This window comes from Polymorphobacter sp. PAMC 29334 (assembly GCF_019431245.1).
GTDB lineage: Bacteria > Pseudomonadota > Alphaproteobacteria > Sphingomonadales > Sphingomonadaceae > Polymorphobacter_B > Polymorphobacter_B megasporae.
The window spans coordinates 3,523,659-3,543,845 of record NZ_CP080243.1 but is presented as its reverse complement, the minus strand read 5'-3'; the positions used below and the strand labels follow the sequence as shown (position 1 = coordinate 3,543,845).

Genomic DNA, 20,187 nt, shown 5'->3' with positions numbered 1-20,187 from the left:
GAGCGCTCGGTAGCCCGACGATCGTGCTCGTCGCTTGCTAGAGCAGCCGTCACGCACCTCACCGTCATCCCCGCGAAGGCGGGGACCCATCACCCCAACCGGTCGTGGTGATGGGTCCCCGCCTTCGCGGGGATGACGATCCAAGAACAGTGATACTTCGCTAAGCCGGAGTGCAGTGAGCTTCCTGCTGGTTCCACTGCGGAATCAGCCTGACCCGGCGTTTCGACCAATAGCTGATGTCCATCGACACCCGGACCGGCGCGCCTTTACGCATGTAGATCGCCTGGTCTCCCGTCCTGCCGTTCCCGGTCAGGCACCGCGACCATCCCGACGCTTCGAGTGCCTGGGTCAGCTTGAACACCGCGTTGTTGTCGCTGTCGTGCCACAAAGTCAGCTGGTCGAAGCCGCCTTCGCCGCTGCTCCCGGCGAGATCGACCGCGGCTTCATACGGACCGGCATCCCCGACCATGACGCCGTGCCGCCGGCAGCGGATATGAACCGTATCGAGATCGACGCAATCGTTGAAGCCCGCTCGCTTCGCGTCGATCATCGGGCCGCTGACCGGCAGGCCGTCGTAGGAGACCGATGGCGGAGGATTGCGCACCGGCTGGTGGCATCCTGCGAAGGCGAGGAACACCGCAACGGTGGCGAAACGCGCCAGCGCGTGGAGTAGGCCGCCGCCTGTCTGGTTGCGGGCAGTCACGGCGAAGAGACGGCGCCCAGTTCTGCTTGCCATATCCACCCTGAAGCTTGCGACGCGAATGCCCGGCGGGAGAGTACCGGCTACGCTTGCCGTTGACGATCCGAACGTCGCCCAGCCAAGTCAGCCGCCCAGCCCGCGCGGGTTTCGCTTGCCGCGATGCACCGGTCTGCGCCATCACGCAGGCAACCGCTTCGGGAGACTAGACATGGCTGGACCGCTCGCCGGGCTCCGCATCATCGAACTCGCCGGGATCGGTCCCGGGCCGTTTGCCGGGATGATGCTCGCCGACCACGGGGCGGAGGTGATCCGCGTCGATCGTCCCGGTGCGCGGATCGATGCGCGTGACCCATTGCTGCGGTCGAGGACGCTCGTCGGGGTCGACCTCAAGTCGCCCGAGGGGATCGCGGTCGTCCGCGATCTCGTCCGCACCGCCGACGGGCTGATCGAGGGATTCCGCCCCGGCGTCACCGAACGCCTCGGGCTTGGCCCCGACGCGCTGCTCGCCGACAACCCGAAGCTGGTCTACGGGCGGATGACCGGCTGGGGCCAGACCGGGCCATATGCGGCGGCGGCCGGGCACGATATCAACTACATCGCGCTGGCGGGGGCGCTCCACGCCTTCGGTCGCGCAGGCGAGAAGCCGACGCCGCCGATCAACATGGTCGGCGACTTTGGCGGCGGCGGGATGATGCTCGCGTTCGGGATGGTCAGTGCGTTGCTCCACGCCGCGAAGACCGGCGCGGGGCAGGTGATCGACGCGGCGATGACCGACGGCGCGGCGGTGTTGATGTCGATGATCTGGGGGTTCCGCGCCAACGGCATGTGGTCCGACGATCGCGGCACCAACCTGCTCGATACCGCCGCGCACTTCTACGACAGCTATGAAACGCGCGACGGCAAGTGGATCGCTATCGGGTCGATCGAGCCGCAATTCTATGTCGAACTTCGCCGCCTAACCGGGCTCGACGCCGATCCGGCGTTCGACGCGCAAATGGACCGCGCGAGCTGGGGGCCGCTCAAGGACAAGCTCACCGCGCTATTCCTGACGCGGACCCGCGACGACTGGTGCGAGATGATGGAGATGACCGACGTCTGCTTCGCGCCGGTGCTCAGCATGGCCGAAGCCCCGGCGCATCCGCACAACGCGGCGCGCGCCACCTTCGTCGAGGCGGGCGGGGTCGTCCAGCCCGCTCCGGCACCGCGCTATTCGATCAGCACGACCGCCGCCCCGGCGATGACGACCGCATTCAGCGGCGGCAACGTGCTGGCGGGACTCGGCTACGACGCCGCCCGGATCGCGGCGCTGACCGCGGCGGGGACGGTTCGTTGAGGTTCGACCGCCGCGCGCTGCTGGCGGGCGGCGCGGCGGCGATGCTCGCGGGCTTCGCCGGCTCCGCGAACGCCGATAGCGCCCCGACCCGGCTCCGCGTCGTCGACGACCGGGTCTTCGTCGACGCCGTGGTCAACGGCCGGCCGACCACCGCCTTGCTCGATTCGGGCGCCGAGATGACCGTGCTCGACCGCGCCTTCGCCGCCCGGCTCGGGATCAGCGGCGGATCGGCGGCGACCGTGCGCGGGACCGGCGCGGCAACGACCGAGGCGCGCCTCGTTCGCGGGGTCGAGGTCATCGTTGCCGGGTTGCGGCTGCGCTCGCCGACCGTCGCGGTGATCGACCTCGCCGACATCGCCCGGCGGGTGCACCTCGACCGGATCGACGTGCTCGTCGGGCGCGATCTATTCGATGCGGCGCGATTGGCGATCGACCTGCGTGCGGGGAGTGTGCGCGCGGGAGCATCGATCGTCCCGGCGGGGGTCCGGCTGCCGCTCGTGCCCCAGCGCGGGGTCGAAACCATCCCGATTTCGATCGAGGGTTCCCCCGCACAAGCCGATTTCGACCTCGGCAACGGCGGTAGCGTCCTGATCGGTGCGGGGTTCGCCAACCGCCACCGGATGCTCGCCGACGGCCAACCGCTCGCGACGATCCCGGGCGGCGGGATCGGCGGGGCAACCCTCCAGACGACGCTGTCACTGCGCACGCTCGATCTCGGCGGCCGCCGGTTCTACGACATTCCCGCCGCGATCGACACCAGCCCGACCGCCGCCGATGCCAATATCGGCGTGAGGCTTCTCAAGCGCTTCGGCATCGTCACCGACTTCGCCGCGCGCAGCGTCTGGCTCGATTTCCGCGGATGAAACCCTACGCTACCGATCCCGCCGCGTCGCGCGGGCGGCGCTTCGCCGAGGCCCCGTCGGCGACCCGCGACGCGTTCCAGCGCGACCGCGACCGCATCGTCCATTGCTCGGCATTCCGGCGGCTGCGCGACAAGACGCAGGTTTTCGTCGCTCCCGACGGCGACCATTTCCGCGTCCGCCTGACGCACAGCCTCGAAGTCGCGCAGATCGCCCGTGCCGTCGCCCGCGCGCTTGGATTGAACGAGGACCTGACCGAAGCCTGCGCGCTCGCCCACGATCTCGGCCACCCGCCGTTCGGCCACTCGGGCGAGGACGCGCTCGAAGCCGCGATGGCCCCGTTCGGCGGTTTCGATCACAATGCCCAGACGGTGCGGATCGTGACGCGGCTCGAGCAGCGCTATCCGGGGTTCGACGGGCTTAACCTGAGCTGGGAGACGATCGAGGGGCTTGCCAAGCACAACGGCCCGGTCGTGGCCCCAACATGGGCGCTGAGCGAGGCCGACACCGGGTTTCCGCTCGATCTCGCGACATGGCCAGGGCTCGAAGCGCAGGTCGCGGCGGCGGCGGACGACATCGCCTATGACAATCACGACCTCGACGACGGGTTGCGCGCCGGACTTTTCACGATCGACGACGTCGTCGCAGTGCCGTTCGTCGCCGACTGCTGGGCGGCGGTGACCGCGCGCTTCCCCGGAGTGGCGGCGCGGCGGCGACTCGTTCCCGAACTCGTCCGCGAGCAGATCGGGCGGATGGTCGACGACCTTCTCGCGACGAGCCGCGCGCGCATTGCCGCCGTCGCGCCCAGCTCGGTCGCCGATGTCCGCGCGGCCGGGCACGCACTGATCGGCTTTTCGGACGGCATGGCGGCCAGCGCTGGGGCGCTCAAACACTTTCTGCGCACGCGGATGTATACCCACCCCGAGGTCGCCCGCCTCCGCGACCCAGCGGTCGAGATCGTCGCCGGGTTGTTCGCCGCGTTCGATGCCGATCCCGACCGGCTGCCGCCGCGCTGGCAGGCGACGCTCCCCGCCGCCGAGCCCGAACGCGCGCGCCACGTCGGCGACTTCATTGCCGGGATGACCGATCGCTATGCGCTCAGGGAGTACGCGCGCGTGATCGGGCCGAGCCCGATGCCGGGTTACTGATCCGCGCCAAGCATCGGTTCGCCGACCATCGCGGGTGCGGCGGGTTCGCCAGCAAGCCAGCGGTAGGCACCCCCGGCGAGGAGCGCGCCGCCGATCGGGGCGAGCCAAAATAGCCAGAGCTGCTGGAGCGCGAGGCCGCCGACGAGCAATGCCGGGCCGGTGCTCCGCGCCGGATTGACGCTCGTGTTGGTCACCGGGATCGAGATCAAATGGATCAGCGTCAGCGCGAGGCCAATCGCGATCGGCGCGAACCCCGACGGCGACCGCGTGTCGGTTGCGCCGAGGATGACGATGAGAAAGCCGAACGTCAGCACGACCTCGATGATCAGCCCCGACATCAGCGTATAATGCCCCGGCGACTGGATGCCGTAGCCGTTGACCGCGAGGCTCGTCGGACCCATCACGAAGTCGGGACCGCCCTGCGCGATCGTCATCAGGACGAACGCGGCGACGATCGCCCCCGCGACCTGCGCGACGATGTACGGCAGGATGTCCTTCGCCGGGAAGCGCTTGCCCGCCCATAGCCCGATCGTGACCGCGGGGTTGAGATGGCAGCCCGAGATGTGGCCGATCGAGTACGCCATCGTCAGGACGGTCAGCCCGAACGCGAGGCTGACACCGGCGAGCCCGATGCCGACGCCGGGGAACGCAGCCGCCAGCACCGCGCTGCCGCACCCGCCGAAGACGAGCCAGAAGGTGCCGTAGCCTTCCGCAAACAGGCGTTTAGGCAATGCGATCATGGTCGTTTCCCCCTTGATGCGTTCTCGGCTGCGTCATCCCTAGCCAAGCCGGAAGCGCGCGCGGCAGCCGCCGTTGACCCAGATGCCGCCGCGGTCCCAGCCCCATGTCTGGCCCTGGACGCAATTGCCGGCGATAACCTCGATCTGCGGGCGGCGGAAGACGTCGGTGGCGCAGCGGCTCGGCTGGAACTGCCACGATTCGCAGACGATCATCCGCCCGCCGTTGCCGGGAATTGGCGCGGTGGGAAAGCCGCCACCGGGACCGGGGCCTCCGGGACGCCCGCCGACGACCGCAAAGATGCCGCGGCAGCCGTTGTTGACCCAGATGCCGCGCGGGGTGAAGCCCCACGTCTGGCCCTGCGTGCACATACCGCCGGTCTGCTGGAGCAGACGGACGCCGCCGCGCGTATCGGCCGGACATTCTTTCGGCTGGAATTGCCACGATTCGCAGGTGATCTGGCGCGCTTGGGGCGGGTAGCCCCCACCGCCGCCGCCGGGATAGCCGCCACCTGGGTAACCGCCGCCACCGGGACCGCCACCACCCGGGTAACCTCCGCCCGGATAGCCGCCGCCGCCGCCGTTCCCGCCGCCAGCGCGATTGACCGAGAAGACCGCGCGGCAGTTGCCGCTGACCCAGATGCTGTTCGCGTCCCAGCCCCATGTCCGCCCCTGGTCGCATGGCGGGTTGGTGACCTGCATCAGCTTGACGAACCCCGCACGGCCGATGTCGATCGGGCAGCGTGCCGGTTCGCGGAACGACGCGCACTCGATCTGCTGCCAGGCGCCGCCCTGCGCGATCGCGGGGGCCGACCAGGAACCTGCCCCGGCGATGATCATCGCGAGCATTAGAACCAGCCTAAACATTACCTAGCCCCCTCCGCGGCGGAATCCCCCTCCACCGACGGTGCGATACTAGCCAAGGCCGATCGTTCCGGCAACGGACTTTTCCCGGCACCGCCCGACCGGATCGAGCGTGACCCGCCGCCGATTCCCCGCTAGTCGTGGCGTTTGCCAACCGAACCCGCCGGAACCGCCTTGACCACCGTTTATCATCGCTATGCTGCTCACGTCGCCGACGCGCTCGCCGACCTCGTCCGCTCGGGCGACCTGCCGCCGGGGCTCGATACGCGCCACGTTACCGTCGAGAGCCCGCGCGATCCGACCCATGGCGACTTGGCGACGAACGCGGCGATGGTGCTGGCAAAGCCCGCGGGGATGAAGCCGCGCGAGATCGCGGTCGGCATCGCGCAATATCTCGTCGGGCTGCCCGACGTCGCGAGCGCCGAAGTCGCCGGGCCAGGCTTCCTCAACATCACCCTCAACCCGGGCGTGTGGCAGGCTGAACTCCGCACGATCCTCGCCGAGGGGGCCGACTATGGCCGCTCGACGATGGGCGGCGGCAAGCCGATCAACGTCGAATATGTCTCGGCGAACCCGACCGGGCCGATGCACATGGGGCATTGCCGGGGCGCGGTCGTCGGCGATGCGCTGGCGAGCCTGCTCGACTATGCCGGGTTCGCGGTGACGCGCGAATATTACATCAACGACGCCGGGGGGCAGGTCGATACCCTCGCCCGCTCGGCGCACCTGCGTTACCTCGAGGCGCTCGGCGGCGTCGTCACGATCCCCGAAGGGTACTACCCCGGCGACTATCTGATCCCGGTCGGGCAGGCGCTCGCCGCCGAGCTCGGCGATCATTATGCGCTGCTCCCCGAGAGCGAGTGGCTCGCGCTCTTCCGCAGCCGCACCGTTGCGATGATGATGGACCTGATCCGCGACGATCTTGCGCTGCTCGGCATCCACCACGACCGCTTCTTCTCCGAAGCCAGCCTTGGAGATGCAGTCGGGGCTGCACTTGCCGATCTCGATGCCAAGGGGCTGATCTACGAGGGCGTCCTCGAAGCGCCGAAGGGGGAAACAGCCGACGACTGGGAGCCGCGCCCGCAGACGCTGTTCCGCAGTTCGCAGTTCGGCGACGACAGTGATCGTGCGCTCAAAAAGTCCGACGGCAGCTGGACATATTTCGCGGGTGACGTCGCGTATCACTATGACAAATTGCGCCGCGGCTTCACCGGGCTCGTCGACATGTTCGGGGCTGACCACGGCGGCTACGTCAAGCGGATGACCGCGGCGGTCGCGGCGTTGTCAGACGGCGCGGTCGCGCTCGACGTCAAGCTCGTCCAGATGGTCCGGCTGTTTCGCGCCGGTGACCCGGTCAAGATGTCGAAGCGGTCGGGGTCGTTCGTCACCCTCGCCGATGTCGTCCACGAGGTCGGCAAGGATGTCGTGCGCTTCATCATGCTGACCAAGAAGTCCGACACCCAGCTCGATTTCGACTTCGCCAAGGTCGTCGAGCAGTCGCGTGAGAACCCGGTGTTCTACGTCCAGTACGCCCACGCCCGGATCTGCTCGCTCCAGCGGCGCGCGGCGGAGGCGGGGATGGTCTTGCCCGATGCCGACCTGACGCGGCTCGACGACGAGGAGCTCGGGCTGGTCAAATTCGCTGCGCAATGGCCGAAAATCGTCGAGGCGGCGGCGGCATCGAACGAGCCACACCGGATCGCGTTTTACCTCAACGACTTGGCGGCAGCTTTCCATTCGCTGTGGAATCGCGGCAACGACGACCCGTCGCGGCGTTTCCTGATCGAGGACGATGTCGCGCTGACGGCGGCGCGGCTTGCACTGGCGAAGGCGGCGGCGCAGGTCATTGCCAACGGGCTTGGGGTGATGGGCGTCGAGCCGGCGCGGGAAATGCACTGATGGCACGCGGCCAGCACGACCCCGACGACGATCTCGACGACGACGCCCCGTGGCTCGCCGAAGGGGTCCGCGAGACGCGCGGGTCGACGATGGTGCCGCGCGGACGGGTGATCGGCGGCGGTCTCGTCGCGATCGCGCTCATCGTCTTGATCGGGCTGGGGATTTATCTGATCTCGGCGCGTAAGCAGGACGGGTCGAGCGGGTTCAAGCGGGCCGAGGATGCACCGCTGATCGCCGCCGATCCCGGGCCGTACAAGCTCACCCCGACCGATCCCGGCGGGGCGTCGGTTGCCGGCATCACCGATTCGATCGCGGCGGCGGGGCGTGGCGATGATCCAGGGAGCGCGATCGATACGACCGCGACGCCCGAGGAGCCACTCGCCCGGCCCGGAACCGCGCCCGAGCCGCCGACCGATCTGCTGCCGCCCGCGGCCGCACCGGTGGCCGCACCGCCTGCCCCCGTTGCCGCTCCACCCGCCAAGGTCGTTGCAGCGCCGGTCAAGGTTGTCCCGGCCCCGATCGTGCCCCCGGCGAAGGTCGTCCCGGCCCCCGTCGTGCCCCCGGTGAAGATCGCCGCGGCTCCGGTTGTCCCCCCGGTTGCCGACAAGCCGAAGCCCAAGCCGGTCAAGCCCGCAGCCGCATTCGACCCGTCGAAACCGGTCGACCTGCTGGCGGAAACCACGCCGCCGAAGCCTGCGAAAGCGTCGGGCGGAAGCGCGTCGCTCCAGCTCGGTGCGTTCTCGTCGGCGGCCAAGGCCGATGCGGCGTGGACGGCCGCGGTCGGGCACGCCCCGGCGCTTGCTGCGTTGAGCAAGCGCGTCGAGCCGATCGACCGTGACGGCAAGACGCTCTACCGGCTTCGAGCCGGTGGCGTCGCGTCGAAGGCGGCGGCTTCCGACCTGTGCGCGAAGGTCAAGGCCGGCGGCGATGCCTGCCTCGTTGCGGAGTAAGCGATGACCCCGTTGTTCCTCGGCATGTCCGGTCCGGTGCTGACCGCCGACGAAATCACGTTGTTCCGGCAGTGCGACCCGGCGGGGTATATCCTGTTCGCGCGCAACTGCGTCGATCCCGACCAGATGCTCGCGCTGACCGATAGTCTGCGCAACCTCGCGCAGCGCGACTTGCCGATCCTGATCGATCAGGAAGGCGGACGCGTCGCGCGGATGAAGCCGCCGGTGTGGGCCGAATTTCCGCCAGCCGCGCGCTTCGGCGCATTGTACGATATCGCCCCGGTCACCGCGATCGAGGCGGCGCGGCTCAACGCGCTGGTGCTTGCACTGACGCTGCGCGATGCCGGGGTGACGGTCGACTGCCTGCCACTGCTCGACGTTCGCGCGCCGGGCGGCCACAACATCATCGGCGACCGCAGCTATGGCAGCGAGCCGATGCGCGTCGCCGCGCTCGGCAAGGCGACGCTCGACGGGCTGCGCGCCGGGGGCGTTATCGGCGTCGTCAAGCACATCCCCGGGCACGGCCGCGCGACGGTCGACAGTCACCTCGGCCTGCCGGTCGTGAGCGCGACCCGCGAGGAGCTCGCGGTCGACTTCGAGCCGTTCCGCACGCTGAACGCCGCGCCGATGGCGATGACCGCGCACATCGTCTACTCGGCGCTCGACCCCGAACATTGCGCAACGCTGTCGGCGAAAGTCATCGCCGAGACGATCCGCCGCGACATCGGCTTCGACGGGCTGCTGATGTCCGACGATCTCGGCATGAAGGCATTGGGCGGCAGCTTCGCCGACAAGACGATCGGGTGCCTCAAGGCGGGATGCGATATCGCTTTGCATTGCTCGGGGGCGTTCGACGAGATGGTCGAGGTCGTCGCCGCTGCTCCGGAAATCAGTCACGAGGCGACGACCCGGCTCGGCGCGGCGATGCTGTGGCCGATTCCGCCGCATGAGTTGTCGATTGCGGATTTGACCAGGCAGCGCGATGCGTTGCTGGCGTATGGCTGACGATTTCGACGCTTCGGTCCGCATCATCCCCGAGACGCTGACGCTCGCGCTCGACGGGTGGGAGGGGCCACTCGACGTCTTGCTTGCGCTCGCCCGCGCGCAGAAGGTCGACCTCAAGGCGATTTCGATCCTCGCGCTGGTCGACCAATATCTCGCGTTCATTGCCGAGGCGCGGACGATCCGGCTCGAGCTTGCCGCCGACTATCTCGTGATGGCGGCCTGGCTCGCGTATCTGAAGTCGTGCCTGCTGCTGCCGCCCGACCCCGAAGCCGATCCCGATCCGCATGAGCTCGCGCTGCGGCTCCAGTTCCGGCTGCAGCGGCTCGATGCGATGCGCGAGGCGGGGGCGCGACTCATGGCGCGCGACCGCGCCGGGCACGACACCTTCCGCCGTGCCGCGCCGGAGGGACTGCGGCTGGTCGCGAGCAATGCGGTCGACTGTACGCTGTTCGAGTTGCTCAGTGCGTACGGCACCATCGTTCGGCGGCGCGAGCGGCCCGGTTATAGCGTCGTCCGCCGCGACGTCCTCGCGCTCGACGAAGCGCTCGAACGGCTGGCGCGGCTGGTCGGGGCGGCGCGCGACTGGACCGATTTGGCCACGTATTTGCCCGCCGCTCCCGACGAGGCGTACCGCCGCTCGGCGCTTGCGAGCACGTTTCTGGCGGCGCTCGAACTGACGCGGCAGGGGCGGACGGATCTGGCGCAGTCCGATGCGTTCGCGCCGGTGCTCGTGCGCGCCAGATGACCGATCCCCAGCTCGTCCGCGAAGTCGAAGCGATCGTCTTCGCCGCCGAGCACCCCGTTACCCTCGCCGAAATCGCGCGCCATGTCTCCGAACCCGGCGATATCGCCGCGGCGCTCGCCGACCTCGCCGCGAGCTACGCGCCGCGCGGGATCGTCCTCGTCGAACGCGGCGGGCGGTGGCTGTTCCAGACCGCGCCCGACCTTGGCCACGTCCTCCGCCGGATCCGCGACGCCCCGCGCAAATTGTCACGTGCGGCGGTCGAGACGCTCGCGATCATCGCGTATCACGAGCCCGCAACCCGCGCCGAGATCGAGGATATCCGCGGCGTCGCGGTGTCGCCGGGGACGGTCGACGTGCTGATGGCGGCGGGGTGGGTCCGTCCTGCAGGCCGCCGCGAGTCGCCGGGACGCCCGCTCCAGTTCGCGACGACGCCCGGGTTTCTCGCCGATTTCGGCCTTTCCGACCGCCGCGACCTGCCTGGGGTGGCCGACCTGCGCGCAGCGGGGCTGCTCGACCGCGTGCCGCCCGGCGCTTCCACTGGCGAAATGGCCGACGCTGGCTTACATAGCGAGCGATAGGGTCGTGTCGCGGCCCGGATCGTGGCCCTGCGGGGGCTAAGGCGGAGTTTCAGATCATGGGTTCGTTCAGCCTCGTCCATTGGCTCATCGTCATCCTCGTCGTCATCCTGTTGTTCGGGCGCGGGCGGATTTCGGATTTGATGGGCGACATGGCCAAGGGCATCAACAGCTTCAAAAAGGGGCTGGCCGACGACGGCACCCCCCCGGCTTACCCGCCGCCGCCGCAGGGCTATGCGCCGCCGCCGGCCTACGCCCCGCCGCACATTGCGCCCCCTGCGCCTGTCGTTCCCCCCGCGCCGGTGCACGACGAGGTTCCGCGGAGCTAGGGCGTCTAGCGGACCGGTCCGATGTTCGGCATCGACTCCTCCGAATTTCTTCTGATTGCGATTGTCGCGCTCGTCGTGATCGGGCCGAAGGATTTGCCGCGCGTGATGCGGATGGTCGGCGGCTGGGTCGGGCGCGGGCGGGCGATGACACGCCACCTCCGCAGCGGCTTCGACACAATGATGCGTGAGGCCGAGCTCGAGGAAATGCAGAAGCAGTGGGCGCAGCAGAACGCCGATATCATGGCGGCGACGACGGTCGCCCCGGTCGCGCCGCATGTTTACGATGCGCCGGTGGTCGCGCCGCCTGCGGCACCGCCCGTGCCGAACATCTATGATATGCCGGTCGTGACGCACGCACCCGCCACCGGGATCGCAATGACCGGCCCGCGCCCGTCGCCCGCCGCGATCCTCGCCCATGCCGACGTCGCCGAACCCGTGATAGCCGCCGAGCCGCTTCCTGCCGTGCATAGCGAACCCGTACCCCCGACGGCAGCGCCATGAGCGAACTCGACGACAGCAAGGCTCCGCTGATGGAGCATCTGGTCGAGCTGCGGAAACGCCTGCTCGTCAGCCTCGTCGCGCTCGTCGTCGCGTTCGGTATCGCGTTCACTCAGTCGAAGGCGATTTTTGCATTTCTCGTCCAGCCGCTCGTCCGTGCCGAAGGGCCTGGAGCGCACACGCAGCTGATCTTCACCAAGCTTTACGAGGCGTTCTTCGTCCAGGTGAAGGTCGCGGCGTTCGCGGCGCTCGTCATCGCCTTCCCGATTATCGCCAACCAGATCTGGGCATTCGTCGCGCCCGGCCTCTACAAGAACGAGAAGCGCGCGTTCCTGCCGTTCCTGATCATGACTCCGGTATTGTTCACCGCCGGGGCAGCGCTCGCTTATTACGTCGTCGCCCCGATCTCGTTTAGATTCTTCCTCAAGTTCAACGATAACGGCGCGACAACCGGCTTCGCCCAGACCGCGCTGCCGGCGATGAACGATTATCTGTCGTTGATCATGCACTTCATGGCTGGGTTTGGCATCGCCTTCCTCCTGCCGGTGCTGCTGATGCTGCTCGAGCGCGCGGGGATCGTGACGCGCACCCAGCTCAAGGCTGGACGGCGCTACGCAATCGTAGGGGCGTTCGTCGTCGCCGCGGTGCTGGCTCCACCCGATGTCGTATCGCAATGCCTGCTCGCTGTGCCGCTGATCGCGCTCTACGAGGCGTCGATCATCGGGATTTGGTTCAGCGAGCGCAAGCGCGCCCGCGACGCTGCTGCACTGCCCGTTATCGTACCGTAGCGCAGCATCTCTGACATTCGTACAGAAAAGGCCCGCAACCGGGGGGATGGTTGCGGGCCTTTCTGAGTATTTGGGTCCGACCGCATTCGGGGGGGATGATGCGGCCGGACCCTTGGGAGGACAGCGGGAGCGGGGGGGCATATACCGCTGTCCAGTCTTCTAAACGGACATGCCCGTTCGGGGTTCCGCGCCCCGCGAAGTTTTTTTGCGGTGCATCAAAACGCGATCTTCGGGGCGATGGAACCAGCCGAAACGACCGCGCGTCTTCCGGTTACGCAACCATTGAAAAGGCCGGACGATGACCGACGATACGACAAAGTTCTGGGACATGATCGACGATCTCCGCGTCGCGATGCTGACGACCGAAACGGCGAACGGCCTCGAAAGCCGCCCGATGAGCGCGTATGTCGACAAGGATGCCGGCGACATCTGGTTCATCACCAAGATCGACAGCAACAAGACCGACGAGATTAAGGACGATGCCAAGGTCAACCTCGCCTTCGCAAATTCGTCGTCGAACAAGTACGTCTCGGTTACCGGCACCGCACGCGTCGTCCGCGACCCGGCGAAGCAGAAGGAATTGTGGAACCCGTTCGCCGAGGCTTGGCTGCCCGAGGGCCCCGAGGCGCCGACGACGGGCCTGATCCACGTCACCCCCGAGCACGCGACGATCTGGGATTCGCCGGGCAAGCTGGCGATGCTCGTCAAGGTCGCCAAGGCGAACTTGACGCAGACGCCGCCGAAGGACGACAAGGTCACGCACGTCACGTTGTAAAGCGTCTTCCATCCCGGCGAAGCTGGCCTTCGCCGGGATGACAGCATCGATTGCGGCGACTACACCGCCGGGATGCACGGCAAACGAATTCTCCTCATCGTCGGCGGCGGCATCGCCGCATTCAAGGCGATCGAACTCGTTCGGGCGCTGCGCCGCGAGGGGGCGTCGGTCAAGCCGGTCCTGACCGCGGGCGGAGCGCATTTCGTGACGCCGCTCAGCCTGTCCGCGCTTGCCGCCAGCCCGGTCCACAGCGATTTGTGGAGCCTCGATGAGGGCGGCGGCATGGGGCACATCGAACTCAGCCGCAGCGCCGACCTCATCGTCGTCTGCCCGGCGACCGCCGATCTGATGGCGAAAATGACCGCGGGGATCGCCGACGATCTCGCGACCACGCTGTTGCTCGCGACCGACACGCCGGTCATCGCCGTCCCTGCGATGAACGTCCGCATGTGGACGCACGCCGCAACGACGGCGAACGTCGCGACGTTGCGGGAACGCGGAGTGACGGTGATCGAGCCCGACGACGGTCCGATGGCGTGCGGCGAGTTCGGCCCGGGGCGACTGCCCGAGGTTTTCGCGATCGTCGCGGCGATCGCGCTTCACTTTGCGCCCAAGCCGTTAACCGGCAGGCACGTCGTCGTCACCGCCGGTCCGACGCATGAGCCGATCGACCCGGTCCGCTATCTCGCCAATCGCTCGTCGGGCAAGCAAGGGTTTGCGATCGCGGGCGCGCTGGCTGCACTCGGCGCGCGGGTGACGCTCGTCGCCGGGCCGGTCGTGCTTGTCACGCCCCCCGGCTGCACGCGGATCGACGTGGAGACCGCGCGGCAGATGGCGGTTGCGGTCGAGGCGGCGCTGCCCGCCGATGCCTCGATCCTCGTCGCCGCGGTCGCCGACTGGGGGGTGATCGCCTCGCCCGACAAGCTCAAGAAGGCGGAGGGGATGCCGCGCTTCGACATGGTCGAGAATCCCGATATCCTCGCCACGCTCGGCCACAGCCCCGACCGCCCGCGGCTCGTCGTCGGTTTCGCTGCTGAGACGAGCGAGACGGTGGCGAATGCCGTCGCCAAGCGCGTCGCCAAGGGGGCCGACTGGATCGTCGCCAACGATGTCTCGGGCGACGTAATGGGCGGCGACGCCAATACCGTCCACCTCGTCACCGCCGACGGCGTCGAGGACTGGCCGACGCTGGCCAAGGCCGAGGTCGCGCGGCGGCTCGCCGATCGCATCGCACAGGAATTCGCATGACCCCCGAGATCGTCATCGACGTCGAGATCATGCGCCACGCCGACGGCCTCGATTTGCCCGCATACGCAACCGAAGGGGCAGCGGGGATGGACGTCGTTGCCGCGCTCGACCGCGACCTGGTCCTTGCGCCGGGCGCGCGTACGGCGGTGCCGACCGGCCTCAAGCTCGCGATTCCCGACGGCTACGAGGTCCAGGTCCGCCCGCGGTCGGGGCTCGCGCTCAAGCACGGCCTGACGGTGGCGAACGCGCCGGGGACGATCGACAGCGACTATCGCGGCGAGTTGAAGGTGCTGCTCGCCAATCACGGCGATGCGGCGGTGACGATCACGCGCGGCATGCGGATCGCGCAGCTCGTCGTCGCGCCGGTCGTGCGGGGGCGCTGGGTCGCCGTCGACACCGTCGCCGAGGACACGGCGCGCGGGAGTGGCGGGTTCGGCTCGACGGGATCGTGAGCCTCACCGACGACCAGCTCGATCGCTACGCCCGCCACATCATCCTCAAGGAAATCGGCGGCAGCGGTCAGGCGAAACTCCTTGCCAGCAGCGTCGCGGTGGTCGGCGCGGGGGGACTCGGCTCGCCGTGCCTAATGTACCTCGCCGCCGCCGGGGTCGGGCGGCTGACGGTGATCGATGACGATACGGTCGCGCTGTCGAACCTCCAGCGGCAGGTCCTCCACGGCACCGCCGACGTGGACCGGGCGAAGACCGACAGTGCGCGCGACGGGCTGGCACGGATCAACCCCGACGCGGTGGTGACGCCGCAGCGCGTCCGGCTCGACGCGGGCAACGCCGCCGCGCTGCTCGGCGGGCACGATGTCGTTGCCGACGGATCGGACAGTTTTGCGACGCGGCTGACCGTCGCCGATGCCTGCCTCACCTTACGGATACCTCTCGTCTCGGCTGCGGTCGGGCCGTTCGACGGGCAGCTTTCGACGTTCCGGGGGTGGGAGGCTGGACTGCCGTGCTACCGCTGCTACGTCGGCAATGCCCCGGGGCGTGAAGACACGAGTTGCGCCGACCAGGGCGTCCTCGGCGCGCTGACCGGCGTGATGGGGGCGATGCAGGCGCTCGAAGTTATTCGCGAGATCACCGGCTTCGGCCCGACATTGGCGGGGCGGCTGTTGCTGTTCGACGCGCTGTCGATGCGGATGCGAACGTTAAATTTGGCGAAGGACCCGGCATGCCCGGCGTGCCACTAGCGATCGTCGTCAGCGAGGCCGGTCCGCGTCTTGCCACCGCGCTGACGCTCGCTGCCGCCGCCGCTGCCTTGGGGCGCGACGTGTCGATGCTGTTCGACGGGGCGAGCGTCGCCGTGCTTGCGCCGCCGGGGCCGTTGCTCGGCACCGCGCTCGAGCTCGGTGTGCGGATGACCGCGTGCCAGACCGGACTTGCCGACGCGGGGATCGACGCCGCGCGGCTGCCGTCAGGGGTGGCGACCGGAGGGATGATCGGCTTCCTCGCGGCGTTGGGCGACGCGCAACTGCTGCTGGTTTGACGCTCGAAGCCGGCGAAGCCTTTCGCAATCCGCTTGCCGCCACCCCAAACCGAGCCTACCCGCATAATACACCTCGATGGCCACAGCTTCGCCCCGCACCGCCGTTCGCCGACCCCCGCCCAAGCCCCCGCGCGGCGGGTTTTCGGCGTTCATGATCGGGCTGCTCAAATGGGGCGGCGCGATCATCCTCCTCGCGGTCATCGGCCTCGGCATTTCGGTCGCGATCGCAATGGGGTCGCTCCCCGGTTTCGACGAGCTCAAGCGGTCGCCGAACGGCCAGTCGGTCGAGATTCGCGGCGCCGACAACAGCGTGCTCGTCAGCCTCGGGCCGAGCTACGGTGAGTGGCTGCCGTTCGCGCGCATTCCCAAGACGATGACCGCGGCGATGATCGCGGTCGAGGACCGGCGCTTTTATTACCACCCCGGGGTCGATCCGATCGGCATGGCGCGGTCGCTGCGCAGCAATGCGACGCGCGGGACGCGGCAGGGGGCGTCGACGATCACCCAGCAGCTCGCGCGCAACGTCTTCCTGACGTCGAACCAGACGTATAGCCGCAAGATCCGCGAGGCGGTCATCGCGCTCGCGATCGAGCGCAAGTTCACCAAGGAAGCGATCCTCGAACTCTACCTCAACCGCGTCTATTTCGGCGGCGGCGCATACGGAATCGACGCCGCAAGCCGCAAGTTCTTCGGCCACCCTGCCGAAACGCTCAGCCTCGAGGAGGCGGCGATCATCGCCGGGCTGGTCAAGGCGCCGAGCCGCTATGCGCCGTCGGCCGACCCCGTCCGAGCGCGCGATCGCGCCAGCGTCGTCATCAAGACGATGGAAGACTCAGGGGCGATCACCCCCGCGCAGGCCGCAGCCGCCGACTTCGCGTCGCTGCGGTTCGCGCCGCAGGAGCGCCAGTCGGGGGTGCGGTATTTCACCGACTGGGTCCTCGCGCAGGTCGAGAATCTGACCGACGAGGCGGTCGAGCCGCTGTCGGTGTCGACGACGCTCGACCCCGCCGGGCAGCGCTATGCCGAAGCCGCGATCGCCGCCGAATCGCCCGCCGGGGCGCAGGGTGCGCTCGTGTCGATGGCGCGCGACGGCGCGGTCAAGGCGATGGTCGGCGGGCGCGATTATGTCGCCTCGAACTACAACCGCGCGGTCGCGGCACGGCGGCAGCCCGGGTCGTCATGGAAGCTGTTCGACTATCTCGCGGCGATTGAGGACGGGGTCGAGCCCGACGACACGATCGTCGACGGTCCTGTCACGATCGACGGCTGGTCGCCGCATAATTTCGGCAACAGTTACGCCGGGACTGTGACGGTCCGCCATGCTTTCGCCGAGTCGATCAACACCGTCGCGGTCAAGCTCGCGCAGCGCGTCGGCTTCGACACCGTCGCCGACGTCGCGCGCCGCTTCGGCATCACCACGCCGATCGACCGCCGCCCGGCGATGGCGCTCGGCGCGTCGGATGTCGAGCTGCTCGAATTGACCACAGCTTACGCCGGTGTCGCCAACCAGGGGGTCGAGACGCGACCGTATGCGATCACCCGGATCGCCACCGCGTCGGGTAAGGTGCTGTACACGCGCGAAGCGCCGAGCCCGCGCGTCCTCGTCGCGCCGTACGTCGCGGCGAAGATGACCGACCTTCTCAAGGCGGCGGTCGAGACCGGGACCGGGCGCAACGCGCAGATCGGGCGGCCGCTCGCGGGCAAGACGGGCACGACGAGCAGCTATAAGGATGGCTGGTTCATCGGCTTCACCAACGAACTCACCACCGGCGTATGGATGGGACGTGACGATGCCAAGCCGGTTGCGAGCCTGCAGGGCGGGCGCGCCCCGGCGCGGGCGTTTGCTGCGTACATGGCGCGCGCGGTCGGCGGCACCCCGCCGGCACCGTTGACCACCGACGTCGCCGCGCCCGACTTGGGTCTCGAACCCGACGACCAGGTCTATGGGCTGGTGCCCGACTCCGCCGCGCCGGGGGTCACGTCGGACAACAGCGGCGAGGTCGACGTCCAGCCGCGCCGCCGCGATCCGGCTCCGGGGGATGAGGACCAGCCGCGCCTCGACGACCGCTGGCTCAACGACACGCTCAACGCGCCCGCACCGCGGCAACAGCGGAGCCCGGATCCGTATTAGTGCTGTCCTACACCCGCCCGCCCGTGCGACGTTCGCGGATCAAGTCGCCACCGGGCGGCGTCGAACGTTCTTTCTCATCGTGAGGGCCGGCCCGTTACACTCTGGGCCGACCTGCGACTGGGAAGCAGGGAAGGTCAAAAAGCACCGTCGTTTGTGTGAACTTATTTTGAACTTAGCAGCGGATTTGCCCATTCCGCCCCGACCGTCGGGTCAGTTTCAGCCGCGATCCGTGCCGGGTTGACGCCGCCGCCGAGCCGCCGCCACGCCCAGATCGCCGCGCCGCGAACGACCGCTGCAGGATCGTCGAGCAGTATCCCCAGCGGGCCGAGCAACGCCGCGTCGCCGCTATTCCCCGCCGCGATGGCGACGTTACGGACGAAGCGGTCGCGCCCGATCCGCTTGACCGGCGACCCGGCGAACACGGCGCGGAAGCCCGCGTCGTCGAGCGCGAGCAGGTCGGCGATCGCCGGTCGGACGAGCTCGGCGCGCGGGGCGAAGGCGATGTCGTGCGCCGCGACCGCGAACTTATTCCACGGACAGACGCTCAGGCAGTCGTCGCAGCCATAGATACGGTTGCCGATCGCAGCCCGGAACTCGACCGGGATCGAGCCCTTGTGCTCGATCGTCAGGTATGAGATGCAGCGCCGCGCATCTAATTGATAAGGTTGGGGAAAAGCGTCGGTCGGGCATGCGCGCTGGCACGCATCGCAGCTGCCGCAACGGTCGCGGCCGGGCGGCGACGGGGTCAAGTCCAGCGTCGTATAGATCGCGCCGAGGAACAGCCACGACCCGTGGTCGCGTGATACGAGGTTGGTGTGCTTGCCCTGCCAACCGAGCCCGGCGGCCTCGGCGAGCGGCTTCTCCATCACCGGCGCGGTGTCGACGAAAACCTTGAGCGGGGCGGGGGCCTCCCGCGCGAGCCAGGCGCCGAGGGCCTTCAGCCGCCGCTTGACGCTGTCGTGATAGTCGCTGCCCATCGCATAGACCGAGATCGCGGCGTGTCCCGGTTCGTCCGCCAGCCGCAGCGGGTCGAGCGCGGGGGCATAGCTCGTGCCGAGCATGATGACCGAGCGGACTTCGGGCCAGAGGGCGGCGGGTGAGGCGCGGCGGTCGACGGTCTCGGCCATCCAGATCATGTCGCCGTGGCGGCCGTCGGCGAGCCAGTCGCGGAGGCGGGCTCCTGCGAGGGGGGCGGCGGCGGCGGGGGCGATGCCGATTGCGGCGAAGCCGTGGGTGAGCGCGGCGGCGGCGAGGCGGGCAGTAAAGTCGCCCTGCTTCCCCTGCCCTTCAGGGGAGGGGCGAGAGCCGTCGCGCTTGCGACGCCCCGGGGGTGGGGCCGTTACGAGCCGAGCGGCGTGCGGTGACTCCCCCACCCCCGGCCCCTCCCCCAAAGGGGAGGGGAGCAGGTCTGCGGGCAGCCCCTTACCAATCCAGCTTGTCATAATGTCCCGGCGGCGGCAGGCCCTCCATCCGCTCGCCGAGCAACGGACGAAACGTCGGGCGCGACTTGATCGCCGAATACCACTGCCGCGCCGCGTCGTGACCGTCCCAGTCGATCCCGCCGAGATAGTCAGCGACCGAGACCTGCGCCGCCGCGGCGATGTCGGCGAGGCCGAACGCCGGACCCGACAGCCAGCGGCGGTGGTCGAGGATGAAGTCGAGATAGTCGAGATGCGCTTCGGCTGCCCTTGCCGCCGCGCGGATGACCTTGGCGTCGGGGGCGGTGCGTTCGAAGACGCGCTTGAACATCCGCTCGCCGAGGAGGGGGACGACGACCTCGGCGTAGAACTTGCCCTCGAACCACGCGACCATCCGGCGCGTTTCGGCACGCTCGGCGGCACCCGATCCGAGCAAAGGCGATCGGTCGACGGTTTCCTCGAGATACTCACCGATCGCCCCCGAATCGGCGAGGACCAGCGCGCCGTCGCGCAGCACCGGGGTCTGCCCGGTGGGATTGAGCTCCATGAAGCCGTCGCGCCGCTCCCACGGCAGCTCGACGACGAGTTCGACCGCGACGCCCTTCTCGGCGCACTGGAAGCGGACCTTGCGCGAGAACGGACACAGCGCGAATTGATGGAGTTGCCACATAACCGTCTTACTAGCGTCGC

General features: G+C 68.8%; 22 protein-coding genes. 17 read left to right on the top strand and 5 right to left on the bottom strand.

Annotated features, from left to right (window positions below):
* Positions 1-160: 160 nt before the first annotated feature.
* Positions 161-736: a hypothetical protein gene (locus KZX46_RS20610; RefSeq protein WP_226896076.1), complete on the bottom strand. Its 576-nt coding sequence runs from the start codon at positions 734-736 to the stop codon at positions 161-163.
* Between the two features lie 172 nt (positions 737-908).
* On the opposite strand from KZX46_RS20610, the gene KZX46_RS20605 reads away from it, so the two are divergent.
* From KZX46_RS20605 to KZX46_RS20595, 3 genes are read left to right on the top strand one after another with little or no spacing between them, the layout of a single operon-like run.
* Positions 909-2,033 (top strand): CaiB/BaiF CoA-transferase family protein, encoded by a 1,125-nt coding sequence (locus KZX46_RS20605; protein ID WP_219775505.1) that lies wholly within the window; start codon positions 909-911, stop codon positions 2,031-2,033.
* Entirely contained in the window at positions 2,030-2,896 is an 867-nt protein-coding gene (locus tag KZX46_RS20600; RefSeq protein ID WP_219775504.1) for a retropepsin-like aspartic protease, read from the top strand. Before KZX46_RS20605 ends, KZX46_RS20600 begins: the two co-directional genes overlap by 4 nt.
* Positions 2,893-4,041 carry a deoxyguanosinetriphosphate triphosphohydrolase gene (locus KZX46_RS20595; RefSeq protein WP_219775503.1) on the top strand — a complete coding sequence of 383 codons (1,149 nt, stop codon included), beginning with the start codon at positions 2,893-2,895 and terminating at the stop codon, positions 4,039-4,041. The genes KZX46_RS20600 and KZX46_RS20595 overlap by 4 nt, the downstream gene beginning before the upstream one ends.
* Here KZX46_RS20595 and aqpZ read toward each other — a convergent pair.
* Both aqpZ and KZX46_RS20585 read right to left on the bottom strand, forming a co-directional pair.
* Complete coding sequence (aqpZ, locus tag KZX46_RS20590) at positions 4,035-4,781, bottom strand: aquaporin Z (protein ID WP_219775502.1); 747 nt, start codon at positions 4,779-4,781, stop codon at positions 4,035-4,037. The genes KZX46_RS20595 and aqpZ overlap by 7 nt on opposite strands.
* A 39-nt stretch (positions 4,782-4,820) precedes the next feature.
* Positions 4,821-5,645, bottom strand: a complete 825-nt coding sequence (locus KZX46_RS20585) for a DUF3011 domain-containing protein (RefSeq protein ID WP_219775501.1) — start codon at positions 5,643-5,645, stop codon at positions 4,821-4,823.
* A 171-nt stretch (positions 5,646-5,816) separates the two neighbouring features.
* On the opposite strand from KZX46_RS20585, the gene argS reads away from it, so the two are divergent.
* The 14 genes from argS (at position 5,817) to KZX46_RS20515 (ending at position 18,079) form a co-directional block, all read left to right on the top strand.
* Positions 5,817-7,541 (top strand): arginine--tRNA ligase, encoded by a 1,725-nt coding sequence (gene argS / locus KZX46_RS20580; RefSeq protein ID WP_219775500.1) that lies wholly within the window; start codon positions 5,817-5,819, stop codon positions 7,539-7,541.
* Entirely contained in the window at positions 7,541-8,491 is a 951-nt protein-coding gene (locus tag KZX46_RS20575) for an SPOR domain-containing protein (protein ID WP_219775499.1), read from the top strand. Before argS ends, KZX46_RS20575 begins: the two co-directional genes overlap by 1 nt.
* Positions 8,492-8,494: 3 nt before the next feature.
* Positions 8,495-9,496: a beta-N-acetylhexosaminidase gene (gene nagZ, locus KZX46_RS20570; RefSeq protein ID WP_219775498.1), complete on the top strand. Its 1,002-nt coding sequence runs from the start codon at positions 8,495-8,497 to the stop codon at positions 9,494-9,496.
* Positions 9,489-10,241 (top strand): ScpA family protein, encoded by a 753-nt coding sequence (locus KZX46_RS20565; protein ID WP_219775497.1) that lies wholly within the window; start codon positions 9,489-9,491, stop codon positions 10,239-10,241. Before nagZ ends, KZX46_RS20565 begins: the two co-directional genes overlap by 8 nt.
* On the top strand, positions 10,238-10,819 hold the full coding sequence (gene scpB, locus KZX46_RS20560; RefSeq protein WP_219775496.1) for an SMC-Scp complex subunit ScpB: 582 nt from the start codon (positions 10,238-10,240) through the stop codon (positions 10,817-10,819). The genes KZX46_RS20565 and scpB overlap by 4 nt, the downstream gene beginning before the upstream one ends.
* A gap of 56 nt (positions 10,820-10,875) precedes the next feature.
* On the top strand, positions 10,876-11,145 hold the full coding sequence (locus KZX46_RS20555; RefSeq protein WP_216708398.1) for a twin-arginine translocase TatA/TatE family subunit: 270 nt from the start codon (positions 10,876-10,878) through the stop codon (positions 11,143-11,145).
* Positions 11,146-11,166: 21 nt separating this feature from the next.
* Positions 11,167-11,646 carry a Sec-independent protein translocase protein TatB gene (tatB, locus tag KZX46_RS20550; RefSeq protein ID WP_219775495.1) on the top strand — a complete coding sequence of 160 codons (480 nt, stop codon included), beginning with the start codon at positions 11,167-11,169 and terminating at the stop codon, positions 11,644-11,646.
* A complete protein-coding gene (gene tatC / locus KZX46_RS20545; protein ID WP_219775494.1) occupies positions 11,643-12,431 on the top strand; it encodes a twin-arginine translocase subunit TatC in 789 nt (262 codons plus the stop codon). Before tatB ends, tatC begins: the two co-directional genes overlap by 4 nt.
* Before the next feature lie 298 nt (positions 12,432-12,729).
* Positions 12,730-13,206, top strand: a complete 477-nt coding sequence (locus KZX46_RS20540; protein WP_219775493.1) for a pyridoxamine 5'-phosphate oxidase family protein — start codon at positions 12,730-12,732, stop codon at positions 13,204-13,206.
* Between the two features lie 72 nt (positions 13,207-13,278).
* Complete coding sequence (gene coaBC, locus KZX46_RS20535; protein WP_219775492.1) at positions 13,279-14,454, top strand: bifunctional phosphopantothenoylcysteine decarboxylase/phosphopantothenate--cysteine ligase CoaBC; 1,176 nt, start codon at positions 13,279-13,281, stop codon at positions 14,452-14,454.
* On the top strand, positions 14,451-14,906 hold the full coding sequence (gene dut, locus KZX46_RS20530) for a dUTP diphosphatase (RefSeq protein ID WP_219775491.1): 456 nt from the start codon (positions 14,451-14,453) through the stop codon (positions 14,904-14,906). Before coaBC ends, dut begins: the two co-directional genes overlap by 4 nt.
* Complete coding sequence (locus KZX46_RS20525) at positions 14,903-15,652, top strand: molybdopterin-synthase adenylyltransferase MoeB (protein ID WP_219775490.1); 750 nt, start codon at positions 14,903-14,905, stop codon at positions 15,650-15,652. Before dut ends, KZX46_RS20525 begins: the two co-directional genes overlap by 4 nt.
* The gene (locus KZX46_RS20520; protein ID WP_219775489.1) at positions 15,634-15,948 is read left to right on the top strand and encodes a DsrE family protein; all 315 of its coding nucleotides are present in this window, start codon (positions 15,634-15,636) and stop codon (positions 15,946-15,948) included. Before KZX46_RS20525 ends, KZX46_RS20520 begins: the two co-directional genes overlap by 19 nt.
* Before the next feature lie 76 nt (positions 15,949-16,024).
* A complete protein-coding gene (locus tag KZX46_RS20515) occupies positions 16,025-18,079 on the top strand; it encodes a transglycosylase domain-containing protein (RefSeq protein WP_370647497.1) in 2,055 nt (684 codons plus the stop codon).
* Between the two features lie 161 nt (positions 18,080-18,240).
* Here KZX46_RS20515 and queG read toward each other — a convergent pair whose 3' ends face one another.
* Positions 18,241-19,521 carry a tRNA epoxyqueuosine(34) reductase QueG gene (gene queG, locus KZX46_RS20510; protein WP_219775488.1) on the bottom strand — a complete coding sequence of 427 codons (1,281 nt, stop codon included), beginning with the start codon at positions 19,519-19,521 and terminating at the stop codon, positions 18,241-18,243.
* Positions 19,502-20,167 carry a glutathione S-transferase family protein gene (locus KZX46_RS20505; RefSeq protein ID WP_219775487.1) on the bottom strand — a complete coding sequence of 222 codons (666 nt, stop codon included), beginning with the start codon at positions 20,165-20,167 and terminating at the stop codon, positions 19,502-19,504. The genes queG and KZX46_RS20505 overlap by 20 nt, the downstream gene beginning before the upstream one ends.
* Between the last annotated feature and the right edge of the window lie 20 nt (positions 20,168-20,187).

Bases quoted from the DNA above. Each gene is read 5' to 3' on its own strand.
- KZX46_RS20610 (WP_226896076.1), bottom strand. From the start codon at position 736: ATGGCAAGCAGAACTGGGCGCCGTCTCTTCGCCGTGACTGCCCGCAAC.
- KZX46_RS20605 (WP_219775505.1), top strand. From the start codon at position 909: ATGGCTGGACCGCTCGCCGGGCTCCGCATCATCGAACTCGCCGGGATC.
- KZX46_RS20595 (WP_219775503.1), top strand. From the start codon at position 2,893: ATGAAACCCTACGCTACCGATCCCGCCGCGTCGCGCGGGCGGCGCTTC.
- aqpZ (WP_219775502.1), bottom strand. From the start codon at position 4,781: ATGATCGCATTGCCTAAACGCCTGTTTGCGGAAGGCTACGGCACCTTC.
- KZX46_RS20585 (WP_219775501.1), bottom strand. From the start codon at position 5,645: ATGTTTAGGCTGGTTCTAATGCTCGCGATGATCATCGCCGGGGCAGGT.
- KZX46_RS20575 (WP_219775499.1), top strand. From the start codon at position 7,541: ATGGCACGCGGCCAGCACGACCCCGACGACGATCTCGACGACGACGCC.
- nagZ (WP_219775498.1), top strand. From the start codon at position 8,495: ATGACCCCGTTGTTCCTCGGCATGTCCGGTCCGGTGCTGACCGCCGAC.
- KZX46_RS20565 (WP_219775497.1), top strand. From the start codon at position 9,489: ATGGCTGACGATTTCGACGCTTCGGTCCGCATCATCCCCGAGACGCTG.
- scpB (WP_219775496.1), top strand. From the start codon at position 10,238: ATGACCGATCCCCAGCTCGTCCGCGAAGTCGAAGCGATCGTCTTCGCC.
- KZX46_RS20555 (WP_216708398.1), top strand. From the start codon at position 10,876: ATGGGTTCGTTCAGCCTCGTCCATTGGCTCATCGTCATCCTCGTCGTC.
- tatB (WP_219775495.1), top strand. From the start codon at position 11,167: ATGTTCGGCATCGACTCCTCCGAATTTCTTCTGATTGCGATTGTCGCG.
- tatC (WP_219775494.1), top strand. From the start codon at position 11,643: ATGAGCGAACTCGACGACAGCAAGGCTCCGCTGATGGAGCATCTGGTC.
- KZX46_RS20540 (WP_219775493.1), top strand. From the start codon at position 12,730: ATGACCGACGATACGACAAAGTTCTGGGACATGATCGACGATCTCCGC.
- coaBC (WP_219775492.1), top strand. From the start codon at position 13,279: ATGCACGGCAAACGAATTCTCCTCATCGTCGGCGGCGGCATCGCCGCA.
- dut (WP_219775491.1), top strand. From the start codon at position 14,451: ATGACCCCCGAGATCGTCATCGACGTCGAGATCATGCGCCACGCCGAC.
- KZX46_RS20520 (WP_219775489.1), top strand. From the start codon at position 15,634: ATGCCCGGCGTGCCACTAGCGATCGTCGTCAGCGAGGCCGGTCCGCGT.
- KZX46_RS20515 (WP_370647497.1), top strand. From the start codon at position 16,025: ATGGCCACAGCTTCGCCCCGCACCGCCGTTCGCCGACCCCCGCCCAAG.
- queG (WP_219775488.1), bottom strand. From the start codon at position 19,521: ATGACAAGCTGGATTGGTAAGGGGCTGCCCGCAGACCTGCTCCCCTCC.
- KZX46_RS20505 (WP_219775487.1), bottom strand. From the start codon at position 20,167: ATGTGGCAACTCCATCAATTCGCGCTGTGTCCGTTCTCGCGCAAGGTC.